Below are 16,799 nucleotides of genomic sequence, written 5' to 3' on the forward strand. Positions count from 1 at the left end.
ACTTTCGTGGCCGGTAAGCACCTCGTAATTCCGCGCTTCTAGCTTCGCCGAGGAAGGCACTCGCCGATCACCCGATCCCCCAGGCCTTCGCAGGAAGGAAGTGACACACGTGGCCGCCCACCTGGACGTCGTCACCATTCTCGTCGACGACATGGAACGCACCAAGGCCTTCTACACCGACCTGCTCGGGTTCACGCAGGTCGACCAATTCACGTCTCCCACCGGGGACTTCGCGTGGCTGCGGTCACACAAGCGCAGCAGCAGCATCGTCCTGCAGGACGTGGCGGGCCGGGCCGACAAGCCGACGCAGGCCGACATCCCCGAGGCAAGTGGCGGCCTCATGCTCGGCTTCGTCGTCGAGGACGCGGAGGAGTCCTACAAGCGGGCCCACGACGGCGGCTACGAGATCCGCACCCCGGTCGTCGACATGGGCAAGGGCCGCACCTTCGGGGTCAAGGACCCCGCGGGCACCTACGTCCAGCTCTTCGACGTCTATCCGAAGTTCCAGGAGATCCAGCGCCAACTCGGCCTGGACTGAGTGCGAGGAGTCGATCCATGTCCATGACCGTCTCAGAGCTGTTCGAGCATCTCTCAACGCGGTTCAAGGGCGAGGCGGCAGCAGGCCTCGCCCGCACGCTGCAGTGGCACATCACCGACGAGGATCCCGGCGTGTGGGCCTTCGAGATCAACGACGGCCAGGGGCGACTCATCCCGGGCGGAGTGGACAACCCGGACACCACCTTCATCACCAGCGGTGAGACATGGGTGGCGATCGCCGAGGGCCGGCAGGACGCCATGCGGGCTTTCATGACCGGAAAGCTCAAGGTCAAGGGCGACATGATGCTCGCGTTGAAGGTCCCCAAGCTCTTCGAGACCGGCGCCTGACGACACGTCACCCGCGGACCCCGCGGACCCCCGACCGCTCACGGACCCGGGCGGTCCGCGCCGTAGCGAAGCCCCCGTGAACCACCTCCTGAGTACATCCGCCGAAGGAGTTGACAAGCGTGCAGAGTCCGGCCGAACCGCACAGCGATCCCGAGAAGGTCCGCCTCGAACGGGTCGCGGCCCTCACCGATCCCGCCACCGTCCGCTACCTCGAGCAGATCGGGGTCCGCGAGGGATGGACCTGCGCCGAAGTCGGGGCGGGAGCCGGCTCGATCGCCCGATGGCTGTCCAACCGCGTCGGCCACTTCGGCAAGGTCCACGCCATCGACATCGAGCCCGGCTACATGGAGGGCGTCACCGCGCCCAACCTCGAGTTCCGTGAGCAGGACATCACCACGACTCCGCTTCAGGAGGGCTCGTACGACCTCGTACACAGCAAGATCCTCCTGATGCACCTGGCCGACCGGGAGCGCGTCCTCGGCGAGTTCGCCAAGGCGCTCAAGCCGGGGGGCTACCTGCTCGTGGAAGAGGCGGACATCCGCAGCATCCAGCGCGTCGACCCGCCCTCACCGCTGCTCACCCGCGCTGCCGCTGCCCTGGAGACGTTCTTCTACTTCGGCGGTGCCGACCCCGGCTACGGCATGAAGCTCCTGCCGGCGTTCCGGCGCACCGGGCTCACGGTGCTGGGCAGCGACTGCCAGCTCACCGCGGTGCAGGCGGGCAGCCCCGAGATCCAGACGATCGTGCTGAGCCTGGCCAAGCTCGCCCCCATGATCGTCAAGGCCGGGCTGATGGGCCAGAAAGAGGTCGAGGCGGCCTTCGACGAACTCCAGCGGCCCTCGGACACGGTCATCTACACCCCGATCACGGTGTCGGTGTGGGGCCGGCGGGCCGACAGCTGACCACCCCTCGGCACGGCACGGCACAGAAAGGAGCCCAACTTTGCTGTACGTAGTGATCGCCCATGACGGCACCTCACCCGGGACGTTCGAGCGCCGGATGAGTGTCCGGCCCGCCCACATGGCCAACGGCGAGAAGATGATGAGCGACGGATCGTTCCTCTTCGGCGGGGCCATCCTCGACGGGGCCGGAAAGATGGCCGGGGGCGTGCTCGTCGTCGACTTCGAGACGCGCGCCGAGATCGACGAATGGCTCACCAACGAGCCGTACATCCTCAACAAGGTCTGGGAGCGGGTCGAGGTGCATCCCTTCCTCGTCCCGCCTCAGTTCCTCGGTCTCTTCCCCAAGTACCAGGAACAGCCGACGGCCGCCGGCTGAGCACGGTGCAGGGACTCTCCAAGATCAGCCATCACCTCGGGTGACGGCGTACGCCTATCACAGAGAGCGCAAAACCCAATGGAGACAACATCAGCCCGAAGCAGGGCACTGACCCTCCTGGTCACGAGCCTCGGGTCGTTCATGGTCCTGCTCGACGGCTCCGTCATCTTCGTCGCCCTGTCCGAGATACAGAAGGACCTCGGCACGGAGATCTCCTCCCTGCAGTGGACCGTCGACGCCTACACCCTGCCGTTTGCGGCACTCATGCTGACCGCAGGCACGCTGGGAGACAGGCTGGGGCGCAAACGCGTCTTCCTGATCGGACTGGTCCTCTTCCTCATCGGCTCCGCCATGTGCGGCTTCGCGGGCAGCCTCGGTGTGCTCATCGTCGGCCGCGTGGTGCAGGGATTCGGGGCCGCCGCCATCAACACCGGCAGCCTGTCCCTGCTCGTGTCTACGTTCACCGATCCGCCCGGCCGCGCCAAGGCGATCGGCATCTGGACCGCCGTCTCGGGTGTCTCCCTGGCTCTGGGCCCGCTCGTCGGCGGCATCCTGATCCAGTCCTTCGACTGGCACGCGATCTTCCTGCTCAATCTGCCGGTCGGGGCGCTGGCCCTGGTCCTCGGCGTACCGCGGCTGATCGAGTCGAAGAACCCACACGCCGGACGCCTCGACGTCCCGGGCCAGATCTGCGCCACCGCCGGCCTGTTCTGCCTGGTGATGGGGCTGATCCAGGGGGGCCGCGAGGGATGGGGCTCGCCGCTGATCGTGTCCCTTCTCGCCGGATCCGCGGTGCTGCTCGGCGCCTTCCTGGCCGTGGAGATGCGCAGCCGCGAGCCGCTGCTGCCGCTCGAGTTGTTCCGCAACCGCACGTTCGGCGTCTCCTCCGCGATCGCCTCGATCCTCGGTTTCGTCATCGTCGGCGCGATGTTCTTCATGGCCCAGTACTTCCAGGCCGTGCAGTCGCACTCGGCGCTTCAGGCCGGCCTCCGGCTCCTGCCGCTGACACTGGGGATCTTCTTCTTCTCGCCGCCCGCCAGCCGCATCGCCGGCAAGATCGGGCCGCGCGTCCCGATCATCGTGGGCGCGGTCCTGGTGACCGCGGGCTTCCTGCTGCTCACCACGATCGCCCCCGCGACCGGCTTCGGCGCGGTGTGGTGGAAGCTCGCCGTCGTCGGCGCCGGCATCGGCTGCATGTTCGCGCCGCTGACGGTGGCGGTGATGGCCTCCACGCCGCCGCAGCGTGCCGGCCTCGGCTCCTCGATGATCAACACCACCCGCATCACCGGGTTCACCGCCGGCGCCGCCGTGCTGGGCACCGTCGTGCTGTCGCAGTTCAAGGACAGGATCGCCGACGCCCTCGCCGGCCGCGGGGTGCCGGCCGCGACCAGCGGCGCCATCGCGGATCGGATCGGCGGGGCCGGGGCCCTGGCCGGCACGAGCGGCGAGACGCCTCGTCACCTTCCCATCAGGTCCGCCGACTTCACCTCGGCGGTGCACCAGTCCTTCGTCGGCGCGATCCACGTGGTGTTCTTCGTCTGCGCCGCGTGCACCTTCGTTGCCGCACTCCTCGCCGCGGCCTTCATGACCCGGGGCGTGCTGCCCGCACCCGGCCGCCCTCCTGCCGAGGCGCCCGGCGGCCGGAGTGCGACGCCGGACGGGGCCGGGAGCGAGACGGAAGCACGGGCAGCCGACGGCCCCGCCGCCGCGCGGGGCCCGAAGCTTCCCTCGGCGCTCGTCGAGACCGAGTGGCTCGCCGGGCACCTCGGACAGCCGGGGCTCGTCGTCGTCGACTGCACGGTGATCCACCGCCCGCTGCCCACGGGCGGAGTCGAACTCGAAAGCGGTCTCCCCGGTTACCGGCAGGGCCATGTCCCGGGCGCCGTGTTCGCCGATCTCCTCACCGAACTCGCCGATGCCGACTCGCCCAAGCCGTTCGCGGTTCCGTCGGCCGACCGGCTGGCCCGCGCGGTGGAGCAACTCGGCGTCGGCAACGGCGACACAGTGGTCCTCTACGACCGGGCGCACGCGGCGTTCGCCACCCGGCTCTGGTGGCTGCTGCGGTATCTCGGCCATGACGACGTCGCCGTCCTGAACGGTGGCTGGAAGAAGTGGACCGCCGAAGGCCGACCGGCGACCACGGACGCCCCCGCAGGGGTCCGCGGCACTTTGGTCCCCCGGTCGCGGCCCGGCATGTTCGTCACACGCGAGCAGGTGCAGGCCGCCATCGACGACTCCGCCACCTGCCTGATCAACGCGCTGTCGCCCGACCAGCACTCCGGCCGTGTCCCGGTCGCGCACGGACGGAGCGGCCACATCCCCTCCAGCGTCAACGTTCCGGCCACGTCCCTCGTCGACCCCGAGACCGGCAGCTTCCTGCCCCTGCCTCAGCTCGCGTCACGGATGGAGGCGGCCGGCGCCACGGGTGCCGACAAGGTCATCGCGTACTGCGCCGCGGGCGTGAACGCGACCAGCGACGCGTTTGTCCTGAAACTCCTGGGCGTCCGGGATGTCGCCGTCTACGATGGCGGCCTCGCGGAATGGGGCGGCGACCCGGACCTTCCCCTGGTGGCCACTGCCTAGGAGGGCAGTCGAACGATGGCATACGACAAAGACCTGGCGGACCGCATCCGTGAGGCCCTCGCGGGCGAGGCACGGGTCCGCGAGGTGAGGATGTTCGGCGGCCTCACCTTCATGGTGAACGACAAGATGACCGCCACGGCCAACACCCACGGTCAGCTCATGGTCCGCTGCGATCCGGACCGGGTCGAGGAGCTGCTCGAGCGTGACGGTGCCGACTGGCCGGAGATGCGCGGTCGCAGGATGAGCAAGGGCTGGATCGTGGTCGACGCCTACGGCACGGAGTCCGAGGAGGCCTTCAACTCCTGGATCGAGGAAGCCCTCAGCTACAACAGGAAGGCCAACGGTGGTGACGACTGACGACGGCGCCCGGGCAACGCCCCTGTTCGAGGGCTTCCCTCTCGAACTGTTCGCCTTCCTGGAGGGTTTGGAGAAGGACAATTCCAAGTCCTACTGGGAGGCCAACCGGGCGACCTGGGAAATCTCGGTGCAGGAACCGGTGCAGCGGCTCATGGCCGATCTCGAGGAGGAGTTCGGCCCGCTGCGGACCTTCCGGCCCAACCGGGATGTCAGGTTCTCCAAGGACAAGTCCCCGTACAAGACCTGGGTCGGGGTGACGACCAGCGAGCGGGCCGTCGGCGGCGTCGGCGCCTTCCTGCGGCTCGACGCGGACGGCATGCGCCTGGCGGGCGGGGCCATGGTCATGGCACCGGACCAGATCCAGCGGTTCCGGGCCGCCCTCGACAACGAGGCGTCCGCCGCCGAGTTCGAGGAGATCGGCCGCCGGCTGGCCGACCGGTCACTCCCCGTCGGCCCGGGCCGCGAGCCCCCGCTGAAGCGCGTCCCGACCGGCTACGCCCCGGACCACCCCCGCGCCGAACTGCTGCGCTGGAAGGGGGCGGTGGTCGTGAAGGAGTACGAACTGGCCGACTGGATGCACCGGCCCGGAGCCATCGACACGGTGCGCGAGGTCTGGACCGCGACGAAACCCCTGAAGGAATGGATCGAGGCTTACGTCGGAGAGAGCAGCACACCGGCTCGCCGACGGGGCAGGTGACCGTTCCGCGCCTTGCCGGACGGCGTGCCGGGCGCAGCGCTCGGCCGCCGAAGGTCAGGCTGCCGGATCGAGGAACGTGAGTACGGAGGCGTCCTCTTCGATCAGCGGGGCGAGCGCGGCGTTGAACGGGGCTCCGTACGGGGCCTTCAGTGCGCCTGGAAGGCGTCCTCGTCCCGGTACACCACGAAGATCCAGTAGGCGCGGGGGGGGGCTGGCGGCCTTGGTGTAGACGTCGAAGGCGAGGTTGCCTTCTTCTTCGCGCACCTTGCGGGCATAGTCCCGCAGTAGGCGGGCGACCTCGTCCTCGGCTCCCGCGCGGGCGGTGAACTCGGCGAGCAGGGTCTTCTTCACGGTCTTGTGTCCTTGCGTCGAAGGGGGTGCGGTCGTCTCGTCAGTTCGTCGGTCACCGAGATCGTCCAGGCGTGTGTCATCGATGACATCGAGGGCCGGTGAGCGGCGGGGCCGGGAGCAGCCATCAGGCGTTCGCCACCGCCGGCGTCAGACGTGCCGCGCTCCGCAGCGAACGGGAAGCGGTCAAGGCGAAAAAATCTGTGGCTCTTCGCGGCAACCTTTTCGGCCTCTCGGACCACTCAGCGTTGTCCGGCCATGTGGTCGGTCAGATGCAACGGCTGAAAGAGAGCACAGGCATGTCCCTGGAACGAGAGCACAGACATGTCCCCGGCCCACCCACGTCATCGGTGGCGTCCGGCGTCGGCGGCCATCGTGCCGACGGCGGCGCACGCGGTGGTCGCCCGAAGCATCGTGGCCGTCGGTTGCTCGCGCGTCGGGGTTTCTGGGCGGGTCTCGCCATGGTTGTCGTGGCCGGCTCGGCTGTCGTGGTCAGCCAGGCTTCGGCGCAGCAAACCCTGGATCTGAAGAAGTGGTACGTGCTGGTCAACCGCAACAGCGGCAAGGTGCTGGACGACCGCGCCTACGCCACGAACGACGGCGCGGCGGTGGTGCAGTGGAGCCGTCACGGCGGCGCCAACCAGCAGTGGCGGTTCATCGACGCGGGTGACGGGTACTACCGGCTGCAGAACCGGAACTCCGGCAAGGTGCTGGACGACCTCGGCTGGTCGAAGACCGCCGGCTCCGCCCTCGTGCAGTGGCGAGACCTGAACGGCACCAACCAGCAGTTCAAACTGGCCAAGTCGCCGGACGGCTACGTGCGTTTCATCAATCGCTTCAGTGGCATGGCCGTCGATGTCCACAACGCCGCCAAGGCCGACGGGGACGACGTCGTCCAGAACCGCGACCGGGGCGGCGCCAATCAGCAGTGGCAACTCGTCCCGGCCGGGAGTGTCGGCAGCGCCGGTACGCCCACCGCGCCGGGCGGCAGCGTTCCCACCAGCCAGGCTCCGAGCGGCTCGCACCCGTCGTCGCCGTCGTCTCCCGAGGCTGGTGGCGGCAGCTCGACGACACGTTTCATGGGCAGTAGCACGGTGCTCATCGGCGGCTCGATGTCCGACGCCTCGGCGGCCGCCGCGCCGTTCGACGTGCGGTACGCCTATGTGCACAGCCAGCCCGCGCCCTCGTCGGCCTACTACTCGGCATCGCTCTGCCAGGCCGCGTGGTCGAGCTGGTGGGGCTGCTGGAACGGCAGCACCACGGCGCCTGGCACTTACGTGACCTGGCGGGACGCCGTGGCGGCCCACGCGACGTACAAGGGCAGCCCGCGCCCGCAGAAGATGCTCTGGACCTGGTACTCCTTGCGCGACCTCGGGGATGCGGCAGGCCAGGGCGACGGTCCGGGCGAGGTCAAGGCCATCAACCGGCTTGACCTGCTCACCCGGTACCTGAACGACTACCGTTTCTTCCTCCAGAAGATCGGCACGTCGCACGACGCGATCGACCTTGAGCCCGACTTCTGGGGCTACGTCCGGTCGCTCGGCGATCCGCACCAGGTTCCCGCACAGGTCTCGGGCGCAAATCCGACGGATTGCGGATCGCAGGAGAACAGCGCCGCCGGACTCTCCCGCTGCCTGATATCGATGGCGCACAAGTATGCGCCGAACACCGCCGTGGGGATGCACCTTTCGTGCTTCGACTGGCAGACCAACACACCGGCATGCGTCAAGGACTACGCGAACCTCGGGGCACAGAACGCCGACTTCCTGGTCACCGACGTGTCGGACCGCGACGCAGGCTGGTACGCACAGCCGGCCCACGGCGGCAGTGACCACTTCTGGACCGACCAGAAGGCCGCCGCCGCGCTGCAGTTCTACAAGACGATGGCCGAGTCCGTGGGCAAGCCGGTGGTCTTGTGGCAGATCCCCGTGGGCAACATGGCGCAGAACAACACCCTCAACCATTACAAGGACGACAAGGTGGACTGGTTCTTCGGGCACATGGACCAGGTGGCGAACGCCCATGTCGCCGGGCTGCTGTTCGGTCCAGGGCAGCAGGAACAGACAACGGCCGAGACCGACGGCGGAAACCTGATCAGCAAGACCATCGCCTACCACAACTCAGGTGGCACAGCGCTCAAGTAGGCGAAGGCACGAATGCGCCCCCATCTCCCCGATGGGGGCGCGTTTTCGTCATCTCCGTCGGGCTGAGGACTTCTCGGCCGGCCCCGGCCATGCCGCCGTCGGTGCGGGCGTCGATCGAGGCGGCCTTGGCGAAGGGGATGATGGTGCTGACAGGTGCCGGCAAGGTGGGCGCCGCCGCCTCCGTGCGCGGTGTGGTGCCCTCTGTAGAGGACCGCACCCACTTTGTGCAACTAGTTGTACAAGGAGGCGGGGCGGCGGCGCCGCTTGTCAGCAGGGGATACGGAACGCACGCTCCGCGTTGTCCGCCCGGGCGAGCTGTGCGGCCTGCGCACGGGAGGCCGCACCGTCCCGGCCGAAGGCGTGAGGCGCCGTGGCGATCTCGCCGACGCTTGCCGAGGACGCCGACAGGCTCCTGGCCGTGACCCGGTTCAGTGCGGCGGGGCTGAGGACCTTGCGTGCCCGGACGAAGGCCACGAAGCTCTCGAAGTCGCGCGTATGGCGGACCGGGGCCGTGAATCCGGTGAAGGCGGTGAACCCGTCGGCGCCGAGCAGCGTGTACGAGGTCGCCGCCAGCCGGTAGTGGCGGGAGAGGTCCAGACGGTGGCGATTGATGAGGACGTCGGCCGGGTCGACCCGGTCACCGACAGCGCCGCCGGCGTCGAAGGTGTAGCGGACGTTGCGCGACACGGCCAGCGGCGCATACCGCAGGCTGCCGTCGGCCGCCTTGGACCACTGCTGCTCCAGAGCGTCGTGAAGCTGCTGTCCGCTGACGGTGACCGTCAGGATGGGGTCGCCGTAGCCGATGGCGCTCCACGCCTGGCCGAAGGTGATGGTGCCGCCGGACGCGGCGTCGTAGGAGAGGTCCTTGTTGATGACGCTCTGGCCGACCCGCGGCGCCGCGGCGATCAGGGCGAGCTCGGCCGGGGTGTTGGGGTGGTCGTTGCCGTCGTTCATCGGGCCGAGCGGCTGCTGCCCGGCCCAAAGCGCCCAGTCCGCGGCCAGGTCGCCCATGGTGCTCTCGCCGCTGGTGTTACGCGCGCGAGTGAAGGAGGCGGTCTGCCTGCCGATGGGTGTGCGGGCACGCTTGGCGGCATATCCCTGCCAGTAGTCGGCCACCTGCTGCAGTTCGCGGTCCGGGGTGATGTCGCGGGTGTTCGGGTGGTTGGTGGTGGTGGTCAGGGCGCGGACGACCTTGCCGCTACGCGGATCGAGCCGCAGGTTGATCTCGTTGATCAACTGGCCGTGGCACCCCGCTTCGACGAACGGCCGGGGCACGCCGTGCGGGTCCGGAAGCATCATGTTGAAGCGGCAGTGCCAGTGGCCGGTGACGATGGCATCGATGTCAGGAGAGACCTTGAGTGCCAGGTCGTAGGCGGGTCCGGACGGGTTGCTGCCGGCGGTGAAGTCGCTGCCGGCGACCGCCCCGTCGTGCATGCTCAGGACGATCGCGTTCACCCCGCGTGCCTTCAGCTCGGCGGCGCGGCGGTTGGCGGTGACGATCTCGTCCAGCGAGGAGAGCGCGGGCTGGTAGGAGGTGGACCCGGTGTCGGTGCCCACGGCGGTCAGATGGATGAAGCCGATCGGCAGTCTGCGTCCGTTGCCGGCGTTCACCCACTCGATGTTGTACGGCGGCAGCACGGTGCGGCCGGTGCGGGACCAGACCATGTTGGCGCTGTAGTAGCGGAAGTTCGCGCCCCGGAAGCGCCGGCCGGTGGAGTCGGGGAACGTGTCGTCTTCTCCGACGACGGGGAAGGGGACACCGTCTTCCATGTGCGCGCTCAGGAAGGCCGGGGACTTGTCGAACTCGTGGTTGCCCGCGGTCGCGAAGTCCAGGCCGAGTTGGTTGAGCGCCTCGATCGTCGGCTCGTCGGCGAGGCTTTCGGCGTCGAACTCCCAGCCGGAGAAGAGGTCTCCGGGCGCGAAGAAGATCGAGTTGCGGCGGCCGCTGCGCAGGCGTTCCAGGTGTGCCGCCAGGTAGCCGACCCCGCCCACGGTGTACGTTCTGCCCCCGGCTCCCTTGATGACGGCGTCACCTCCCGGGGCCGCCTGCAAGTAGCCGTGCAGATCGGTGATGTTGAGCAGCTGGACATCCACCAGATTGTGCGCGGTGGCCGCGTCCCGTGCGTCGTCGGTGGCGTACGCGGGCGTGCCGACCGCGGCAGCGGTGACAGCGGCCCCGGCCGCGGTGAGGAAGGTACGTCGTCCGATCTCTCGCGCCATCTCGGCCTCCTGGTCGTCGGGAACCACCTGGGAGTCAAGTCGGCGTTCGGAGCCCGGCGGCCACCGTGAGACAGACCTGGCATGAACAGTCAAAGGACGCCCGTACCGGCTCGGTACGAAGGCCGTCAAACCTTGGCGGGCTTCCGTCGGCGCACGCCGACGAAGCCACGCTCGGGGTCACCCGACACGCGCGGACGCGCTGACGGTGCTTGTCACGTCCGGACGAACCTCGGCGCCCGAGCACCCATCTCTCGCAAACGGAGCAGCGATCCGACCGGTCCGTCTCCTCTGCTGCCACATTCGTAAGCCACTTTGAAGAGGGCCTGGAGGTGGCTGTGACGACAGAGGCAATTACATCCGAGGCGCGGCAGACGGTGAGGCCCGCGCCCGATCGCACCGCCGATTGCACCGCCCAGCGGCGGGCGCCGTCAGGTACGGCCCGCGGCCCGGGCGGAACGAGAAGGCGCGGTACGTTCGACGCCAGGAACGCATCGAACGGCTGCTGGACAAGGACTCCTGCACGGGAACCGGGCTCTTCGTCCGGGCACGATCCACCGGTGACGGCGCCCGCCGCTGGGCGGCCGCGTGATGCCGGATGTGGCTTCGCCTGCCAGCCCACCAGGCCGACGACCTCAGAACCTCTCGCCGAGGCAACGGAGTCGGCCGACGCATGCCGCGGCGTCAACGCGTGCTGCCCCTCCCGCGAGACCAGCATCCGGCTGTGGCTGCCAGAATGGAGGCCAGGACCCACCTCAGCAGGGCGTTGGGCAGTTCGGGCGTCCAGGCGTGTTCCTCCACACCGATCACATGCCGTACTTGGGCGGCTCGGTCACATCGCGTTCTTCTCGCCCGAGTTCTTGTGCGCCGGGAGAAACTCGACTCGGTCATCACCTCCGCCGGCACCCACATGCTCACAGGCAAGCCCTGCCGGCCAAAGGTCGCCGCGCAGGGCCCCGCGCCTCGGTGATCCGGATGAAAGACCTCACCCGGACCACCCGCTCGATCACGACTCGGTACGCGCCCAGCCGTTCGCCAGCCAGTTGTTCACGGGGCCGAGGGTGAGGAGGCCGCTGCCCGCGCCCGCGAGTTGGCCCGCGGCAGGCTGAAGGCGGGCGCGGGCCTGCTCCCATGCGGCGCGGTCGCCGAGTTCCAGAGCCACTGCGGCCTGCAGGCAGCACATGGCCTCGTACAACAGATCGGCGGGCGGCTCCGGCAGGGCGTGCAACGCCTCCCGGGCGTCGGCGTGACGACCGCTGCGCAGCAGGACGAAGGGCTCGGCCCAGGGACGGTAGGGCCCCCAGTCCGCGCCCGGATCGATCTGCTCGGCCGCCTTCAGCGCGGAGGCGGTGCCTTCCGCAAGCCGCAGGCACAGCAGCGCAAGGTGCAGCAGACCGTGCCGGAGGCCGGGCATGCCTGCGCCGTCCAGGCGCGCGGCAGCGGCCCGGTAGGCGGCTTCGGCCTGCCCGGCCCGCCCCGCAGCGGCCAGCCGCAGGGCGCCATACCACTGGGTGAACACCTCTGCCAGCGGCAATTCATGACGCTCGGCCAGGCGCTCCGCGGCGGCAGCGTGCTCGTCCGCCGCCGGGAAGTCGCCGAGCGCGCAGCGCGCCTGCAACCGGATCAGGTGACCGAGCACCTCGAAGGTCACCAGCCCATGCCCCGCGGCCAGCGCGACCAGTTCCCCGCCGATGGCGTCTCGCCGCGGCGCCAGGCCTGCCCGGGTGCACGACTGCATGAACACCCCGTTGAGGGCGAACGCGAGCAGCGCCGGATCGTCCAGGCGGCGGGCGATCTCCTCGGCCCGGCGCGCGGCCTGCGGTCCGCGTGGGGAGCGGGTGCCGCGCATCTCCAGCGCGATGGTGGCCAGCAGGCGGCACCGCGCCGCGTCGTACGAGGCGGCGTCCGGCAGGAGTGCCAGGGTGCGCTCGGCGGCGGCCACGATCTGCCGGGCCTGCTGCGGGTCGTCGCTGCGGGTCCAGATCGCGGGGACGTCGTAGGCGCCGATCACCCGTGCGGTCAGTTCCGGGTCGCCGAACTCCTCCGCCGCCGTGATCGCCTGCAGTCGCTGCTCCCGCGCCGCCTCGAGACCGCCGGCGCCTGTCACCGCGAGGTTGCGGAGCAGCCCGACCGTCGACTCCAGCCGGGCGCGGGCACCGGCGGCGACCGTGCGGTCGTAGGCTTCGGCTGCCTGTGCCCACACGCGGGCCGCCGCGGTCACCGGGCTGGGCGGCGGGTCCAGTCGCGGGTCGTGGGCAAGGATCTCCGCCTCCAGACGGCGCAGTTGCGGACCGGGATCCAGCCCGAGCTGGTCGGCGAGCATGGTCCGGGCGCGGCGCAGCACGGTGAGCGCCTCCTGCTGGCCACCAGTGCGGTACCGGGCCAGCGCCAGCAGCCGCCAGGCGCCCTCGCGCCAGGGATGTTCGGCCAGGTGCGCGTCCAGGTCCGGTACGGCCACGTGGGCGGCGCTCAGCGCCAGCCGGGCCTCCGCCTGTCCCTCCACCGCCTGCAGCCGCAGCTCGGCCAGCCGCGCACACTCACCGACGGCCCAGTCCTCCTGGGCGAAGCCGGCGTAGGCCGGACCGCGCCACCGCTCCAGTGCCTCCTGCAGGCGTTCCAGCGCCTGGGCGGGCGCCAGCGTGGCGGCGACGCGTACGGCCGCTTCGAACAGCCAGGCGTCCACGGCGTCCGGTGACGCCCGCAGCGCGTACCCGGGCCCCTCCGTGACCAGCAGCCGGGCTGGAGCACGGGGTGGCCGGTCCGGTTCCACAGCGCGTCGCAGGTCGGCGACGAAGGTCTGCACGGCGCCCGCCGCGCCTCGCGGGGGCTCGTCCCACAGATCCGCCACCAGGCGTTTCAGGGGAACCACGCGGCGGCGGGCCACGATCAACCGAGCGAGCACCGCCCGGTGCCGCGGACCCTTCAACGCCAGCGCGTCACCGGCCCCGTCCCAGGCCTCAACCGGCCCGAGCACACCGAACGTGACCTGCCGCATCCCCTCACCCACATGTGCCGCCATCGGCCTCCACGGTACGTGCTGATCGGATGCTGATCGGCGGGCGGCAGTCTCGGAGGTGTCCGCCGACCGGCGGGCGTCCCCCCGACCACAGGAGAGCAGCTCACCATGGCGCCGCCCACCCTTCCCGGCTTCGACTACCGGCGCGTCCCCGTCGCCGATGGCATCGCGCTCAACGCGGCCGTCGGCGGTTCGGGCAGCCCGATCGTGCTGCTGCACGGCTTTCCGCAGACCCACCTGATGTGGCGACACGTCGCCGCCGACCTCGCGGCCGACCACACCGTCATCTGCCCCGACCTGCGCGGTTACGGTGCGAGTGACAAGCCCACCGAAGGCACGCACGGCACCGCGTACGCCAAGCGGACCATGGCCGCCGACATCGTCGCCCTGGCCCGCGCGCTCGGCCATGAGCGGTTCGCGCTGGCCGGCCACGACCGGGGCGCCCTGGTCGCCTTCCGCGCCGGCCTCGACCATCCGCAGACGATCACCCACCTGGCCTGCCTGGATGTCCTGCCCACCCTGGACATGTGGCAGGTGATGCACGGCACCAGCGCCGCCGTAGGCTTCCACCTGTACCTGATGGCCCAGCCCCCGGGCCTGCCCGAGCAGATGATCTCTGCAGCCCCGGACATCTTCTTCGGCCACTTCCTCGACCTGTGGGCTCAGGACCCCGAGGCGATCCCGAGCGAGATCCGCGCCGCCTACCTGGCGGCCTCCCGCGACGCGGTCACCTCGATCGTGGCCGACTACCGGGCCTCCGCCACCATCGACGTCGCCCACGACCAAGCCGACCGTGACGCCGGCAACCAGCTTCGCATGCCGGTCACCGTCCTCCAGCAGGACTGGGGCGCCGCCCTGGGGTTCGACGCGGCCGCACTCTGGCGCGCCTGGGCACCCGACCTGCGGCACACCACCGTCACCTGCGGCCACTTCATGGCAGAAGAAGCACCCGGCCAGATCACCACGGAGCTCCGCAAGCTCCTTGACCTCGGCCCGTTCCGACCCGCAGCTGACGCTGGACCACCGCGTTCCTGATCAGCCGGTTGTGGGGGCGAAAGGGCCGCCTTCGCCGAACGCGAGCCGCCCGAAGTTCTCGCCGATGCGGCGGTGTCCTGCCGGATCAGGGTGGACCTCGTCGGGCAGCGGGAATTCGGCGTAGTCCCTCTCGCCGTAGAGGTAGTGCAGGTTCGGGTGGTCAGCGGCCCGCTGTTCAACGATCCGGGCGAGTTCGTCGCGGATGACGTCGAGCCTCAGGCGCCCGGCGGCGCGTTCGGCCGGGCCGCCCATCCGTCAGCAACGCATTTGGTGGCCCGCCCCCATGGGCTTCAAGCCCTCGCTGTCGTGGACGTCGGCGGCCGAGACGCCGACGACCAGGGACAGTCCGTTCGCGTCCGACAGGATGTGCATCTTGGAACCCGGCTTGCCCCGGTCCACGGGGCCGGGAGACGTCGACCAGGCGGGCATCGTCCAGCCGGTGCAGAACCGCCTCGTGTTGCCGCCCCCTTACTGATCCATCACGTGATACTCACAAGTTCCGTATGCTCCTGGCGCTCCATGAAGCACTTCTGAAAGCGGGATTCCGCATCCACGCTCCCACGTGCGAAGGCGCCCGATCAGGCAGGGCCGCCGTCCATCCCCTTCAGTCGGCGGCGTACCTCCCCGGCCTCCCGCGTACGGTGGAGCAGGTCCAGCACGTGCGCCCACTGTTCGAGCGCCGCCCGCAGATGGGCGGCGAACACCTCGGGGTGTGTTGCGGCCAGCGAGGTCAAGAGCTCGGCCGCTTGCATCGCCGCCGAAAGACTCCCGGGCAGGTTCTGCCGTTCCTCCTCACGCAGCCGTGCCAGAAGCATCAGGGATTGCGCCAGGACATGCGTGTACACGATGGGTTCGTCCGCGACCACACGCCGGTTGTGCTCCAACGCCGCATCCGCCGCCGACAGCGCCTCCTTGGACCTGCCCGCCAGTAGCAGTACAGCGCGAGGTCGGTCAGCGCCCAGCCCTTGGCGGGGGCGTCGCCAGCCTGCTCGAAGGCCGTGGCGGCCTGCGCGCAGCTGATGGCAGCCTCGTCCGGCCGGTCCGCCGCCTCCAGGGCGGCAGCCAAACCAAGCAGGGTCGAGCCTTCACGGCCGTGATCGCCCAGCCCGTGGCAGAGCGAGGCTGTCCGGGAGAAGGCACTCACAGCCTCCTCGGCCCTGCCGAGCGCCAGCAGCACCTCCCCGAGGGCATGGGATGCCCGGGCCTCGTAACCATCGGCGCCGCACACGCGGAAGAGGCGGGCGGCCCGGGTGAGGGTGCTGACGGCCTCCTCGGTGCGGTCCGTCGGCTGCAGCGCCTCCCCGAGGTTGACCAGGGCCGATCCAGATCCGATCGATCCGCCGGTCACCAGGCATGGCCAATACCTACGTTCTGGTGGTCAAGGACCGCTCTCCACTCCCCAATTTCCCCATACAGTTCAAAGACCAAGCAAGTGGGGACGAGGAGCAGACCCGGCCGTTTTCAAAGATCCCCATCACCTGCAGCACACGTCGATCACGCGGGAGCTCCCTCGCCGCCTCTCGCTCACCGGCGCCGTCACTCCCCAGCCCCACACTCGTGCAGACCACGACCCATTCGTCCTCGCCGAGCGCCGGGTCGCCGACAGGGGTGCTCAAAGGAAATGGTGCTCGGGATCCACGATGTACGTGAGGATCCCGTGCCAGCGGGAATCGGGGTTCTCCAGGGCGGCGGGATCCACAGACATCATCGCCTCCCGGACTCGGGCCTGTGCGGCCTCGGGGTCGTAAGGCACCTCAATCTCGCTTTCCCACTGCGCGTCGAAGTGCGGGCGTTCCAGTTGGAGGATGTACAGGAAGTGCACGAAAGACCGGAGCGAGCTGTTCCACAGGTAGATCTCGGAATCGTCGGGCAAGCAGTAGACCGTGCCGGTGTCCGGATCGAAGGCGAGATCGTCATAGGGGATCATACCCAAACCGATCCACTTGTCCGCTCCCGCCGGGACGACGGAGTAACGGTCGGCAAGTTTTCCGTCCCAGTCCTCGACGCGCTCGAACCGCTCTGCAAGCTCGACGTCCATGTCGAACCAGGGATTGTCCCAGACCGGGATTCCCAGGGTTCCCAGGGTTTCTCTGGCGTCGGGGTCACCGACAGCAGTCAGCCCTTCTTCCGGCACAACAACCAATTCAGTCGGATCGAACACGGTCTCCAGCATCTCGCGAGTGAGGGCGGAGGGACGGCTCATGCTCTTTTCCTGTCAGTTATGGGGCACGTTCGGAAA

At 69.5% G+C, this 16,799-nt stretch carries 14 protein-coding genes and 3 pseudogenes; 9 read left to right on the plus strand and 8 right to left on the minus strand.

From position 1 onward, the window contains the following. The first annotated feature begins 109 nt into the window (after nucleotides 1-109). The 7 genes from ACFYZE_RS33360 (at nucleotide 110) to ACFYZE_RS33390 (ending at nucleotide 5,800) form a co-directional block, all read left to right on the plus strand. Nucleotides 110-538 (plus strand): VOC family protein, encoded by a 429-nt coding sequence (locus ACFYZE_RS33360; protein ID WP_389002541.1) that lies wholly within the window; start codon nucleotides 110-112, stop codon nucleotides 536-538. Between the two features lie 17 nt (nucleotides 539-555). Continuing rightward, nucleotides 556-885 carry an SCP2 sterol-binding domain-containing protein gene (locus ACFYZE_RS33365; protein ID WP_389002544.1) on the plus strand — a complete coding sequence of 110 codons (330 nt, stop codon included), beginning with the start codon at nucleotides 556-558 and terminating at the stop codon, nucleotides 883-885. 119 nt (nucleotides 886-1,004) lie between these two features. Next, nucleotides 1,005-1,787, plus strand: coding sequence for a methyltransferase domain-containing protein (locus tag ACFYZE_RS33370; protein WP_389002547.1), 783 nt, complete (start codon nucleotides 1,005-1,007; stop codon nucleotides 1,785-1,787). A gap of 40 nt (nucleotides 1,788-1,827) precedes the next feature. Continuing rightward, nucleotides 1,828-2,163 (plus strand): YciI family protein, encoded by a 336-nt coding sequence (locus ACFYZE_RS33375; RefSeq protein ID WP_389002550.1) that lies wholly within the window; start codon nucleotides 1,828-1,830, stop codon nucleotides 2,161-2,163. 78 nt (nucleotides 2,164-2,241) lie between these two features. Then, the gene (locus ACFYZE_RS33380; RefSeq protein WP_389002552.1) at nucleotides 2,242-4,746 is read left to right on the plus strand and encodes a DHA2 family efflux MFS transporter permease subunit; all 2,505 of its coding nucleotides are present in this window, start codon (nucleotides 2,242-2,244) and stop codon (nucleotides 4,744-4,746) included. Nucleotides 4,747-4,761: 15 nt separating this feature from the next. Beyond that, a complete protein-coding gene (locus ACFYZE_RS33385; RefSeq protein WP_389002555.1) occupies nucleotides 4,762-5,103 on the plus strand; it encodes a TfoX/Sxy family protein in 342 nt (113 codons plus the stop codon). After that, nucleotides 5,090-5,800: a DUF2461 domain-containing protein gene (locus tag ACFYZE_RS33390; RefSeq protein WP_389002558.1), complete on the plus strand. Its 711-nt coding sequence runs from the start codon at nucleotides 5,090-5,092 to the stop codon at nucleotides 5,798-5,800. Before ACFYZE_RS33385 ends, ACFYZE_RS33390 begins: the two co-directional genes overlap by 14 nt. Nucleotides 5,801-5,854: 54 nt before the next feature. On the opposite strand, the pseudogene ACFYZE_RS33395 reads toward ACFYZE_RS33390, so the two are convergent. Further along, a pseudogene (locus ACFYZE_RS33395) lies at nucleotides 5,855-6,151 on the minus strand (putative quinol monooxygenase). A 458-nt stretch (nucleotides 6,152-6,609) separates the two neighbouring features. On the opposite strand from ACFYZE_RS33395, the gene ACFYZE_RS33400 reads away from it, so the two are divergent. Beyond that, nucleotides 6,610-8,292 (plus strand): RICIN domain-containing protein, encoded by a 1,683-nt coding sequence (locus ACFYZE_RS33400; RefSeq protein ID WP_389002648.1) that lies wholly within the window; start codon nucleotides 6,610-6,612, stop codon nucleotides 8,290-8,292. Between the two features lie 267 nt (nucleotides 8,293-8,559). Here ACFYZE_RS33400 and ACFYZE_RS33405 read toward each other — a convergent pair whose 3' ends face one another. Continuing rightward, entirely contained in the window at nucleotides 8,560-10,512 is a 1,953-nt protein-coding gene (locus ACFYZE_RS33405) for a bifunctional metallophosphatase/5'-nucleotidase (RefSeq protein WP_389002561.1), read from the minus strand. A 1,003-nt stretch (nucleotides 10,513-11,515) separates the two neighbouring features. Further along, on the minus strand, nucleotides 11,516-13,504 hold the full coding sequence (locus ACFYZE_RS33410; RefSeq protein WP_389002651.1) for a BTAD domain-containing putative transcriptional regulator: 1,989 nt from the start codon (nucleotides 13,502-13,504) through the stop codon (nucleotides 11,516-11,518). A gap of 129 nt (nucleotides 13,505-13,633) precedes the next feature. Between ACFYZE_RS33410 and ACFYZE_RS33415 the strand changes: the two genes are divergently transcribed. Next, the gene (locus ACFYZE_RS33415) at nucleotides 13,634-14,560 is read left to right on the plus strand and encodes an alpha/beta fold hydrolase (RefSeq protein ID WP_389002564.1); all 927 of its coding nucleotides are present in this window, start codon (nucleotides 13,634-13,636) and stop codon (nucleotides 14,558-14,560) included. Here the strand turns inward: ACFYZE_RS33415 and ACFYZE_RS33420 are convergent. The 5 genes and pseudogenes from ACFYZE_RS33420 to ACFYZE_RS33440 form a co-directional block, all read right to left on the minus strand. Further along, nucleotides 14,561-14,809: pseudogene (locus ACFYZE_RS33420) on the minus strand (lipase); the annotation flags it as partial. Nucleotides 14,810-14,821: 12 nt separating this feature from the next. Then, nucleotides 14,822-15,047, minus strand: a pseudogene (locus tag ACFYZE_RS33425) (IS5/IS1182 family transposase); the annotation flags it as partial. Between the two features lie 91 nt (nucleotides 15,048-15,138). Then, on the minus strand, nucleotides 15,139-15,405 hold the full coding sequence (locus ACFYZE_RS33430; RefSeq protein ID WP_389002567.1) for a hypothetical protein: 267 nt from the start codon (nucleotides 15,403-15,405) through the stop codon (nucleotides 15,139-15,141). Then, nucleotides 15,375-15,908 (minus strand): tetratricopeptide repeat protein, encoded by a 534-nt coding sequence (locus tag ACFYZE_RS33435; RefSeq protein ID WP_389002570.1) that lies wholly within the window; start codon nucleotides 15,906-15,908, stop codon nucleotides 15,375-15,377. Before ACFYZE_RS33435 ends, ACFYZE_RS33430 begins: the two co-directional genes overlap by 31 nt. 264 nt (nucleotides 15,909-16,172) lie before the next feature. Beyond that, a complete protein-coding gene (locus tag ACFYZE_RS33440) occupies nucleotides 16,173-16,763 on the minus strand; it encodes an SUKH-4 family immunity protein (protein WP_389002573.1) in 591 nt (196 codons plus the stop codon). Nucleotides 16,764-16,799 lie beyond the last annotated feature (36 nt).

The sequence above is a fragment of the Streptomyces sp. NPDC001796 genome (assembly GCF_042892355.1).
In the GTDB taxonomy this organism is placed as follows: Bacteria; Actinomycetota; Actinomycetes; order Streptomycetales; family Streptomycetaceae; genus Streptomyces.

Excerpts from the sequence above, each read along its gene's own strand:
- ACFYZE_RS33385 (WP_389002555.1), top strand. The coding sequence starts at position 4,762 with ATGGCATACGACAAAGACCTGGCGGACCGCATCCGTGAGGCCCTCGCG.
- ACFYZE_RS33440 (WP_389002573.1), bottom strand. The coding sequence starts at position 16,763 with ATGAGCCGTCCCTCCGCCCTCACTCGCGAGATGCTGGAGACCGTGTTC.
- ACFYZE_RS33380 (WP_389002552.1), top strand. The coding sequence starts at position 2,242 with ATGGAGACAACATCAGCCCGAAGCAGGGCACTGACCCTCCTGGTCACG.
- ACFYZE_RS33400 (WP_389002648.1), top strand. The coding sequence starts at position 6,610 with ATGGTTGTCGTGGCCGGCTCGGCTGTCGTGGTCAGCCAGGCTTCGGCG.
- ACFYZE_RS33405 (WP_389002561.1), bottom strand. The coding sequence starts at position 10,512 with ATGGCGCGAGAGATCGGACGACGTACCTTCCTCACCGCGGCCGGGGCC.
- ACFYZE_RS33365 (WP_389002544.1), top strand. The coding sequence starts at position 556 with ATGTCCATGACCGTCTCAGAGCTGTTCGAGCATCTCTCAACGCGGTTC.
- ACFYZE_RS33415 (WP_389002564.1), top strand. The coding sequence starts at position 13,634 with ATGGCGCCGCCCACCCTTCCCGGCTTCGACTACCGGCGCGTCCCCGTC.
- ACFYZE_RS33410 (WP_389002651.1), bottom strand. The coding sequence starts at position 13,504 with ATGCGGCAGGTCACGTTCGGTGTGCTCGGGCCGGTTGAGGCCTGGGAC.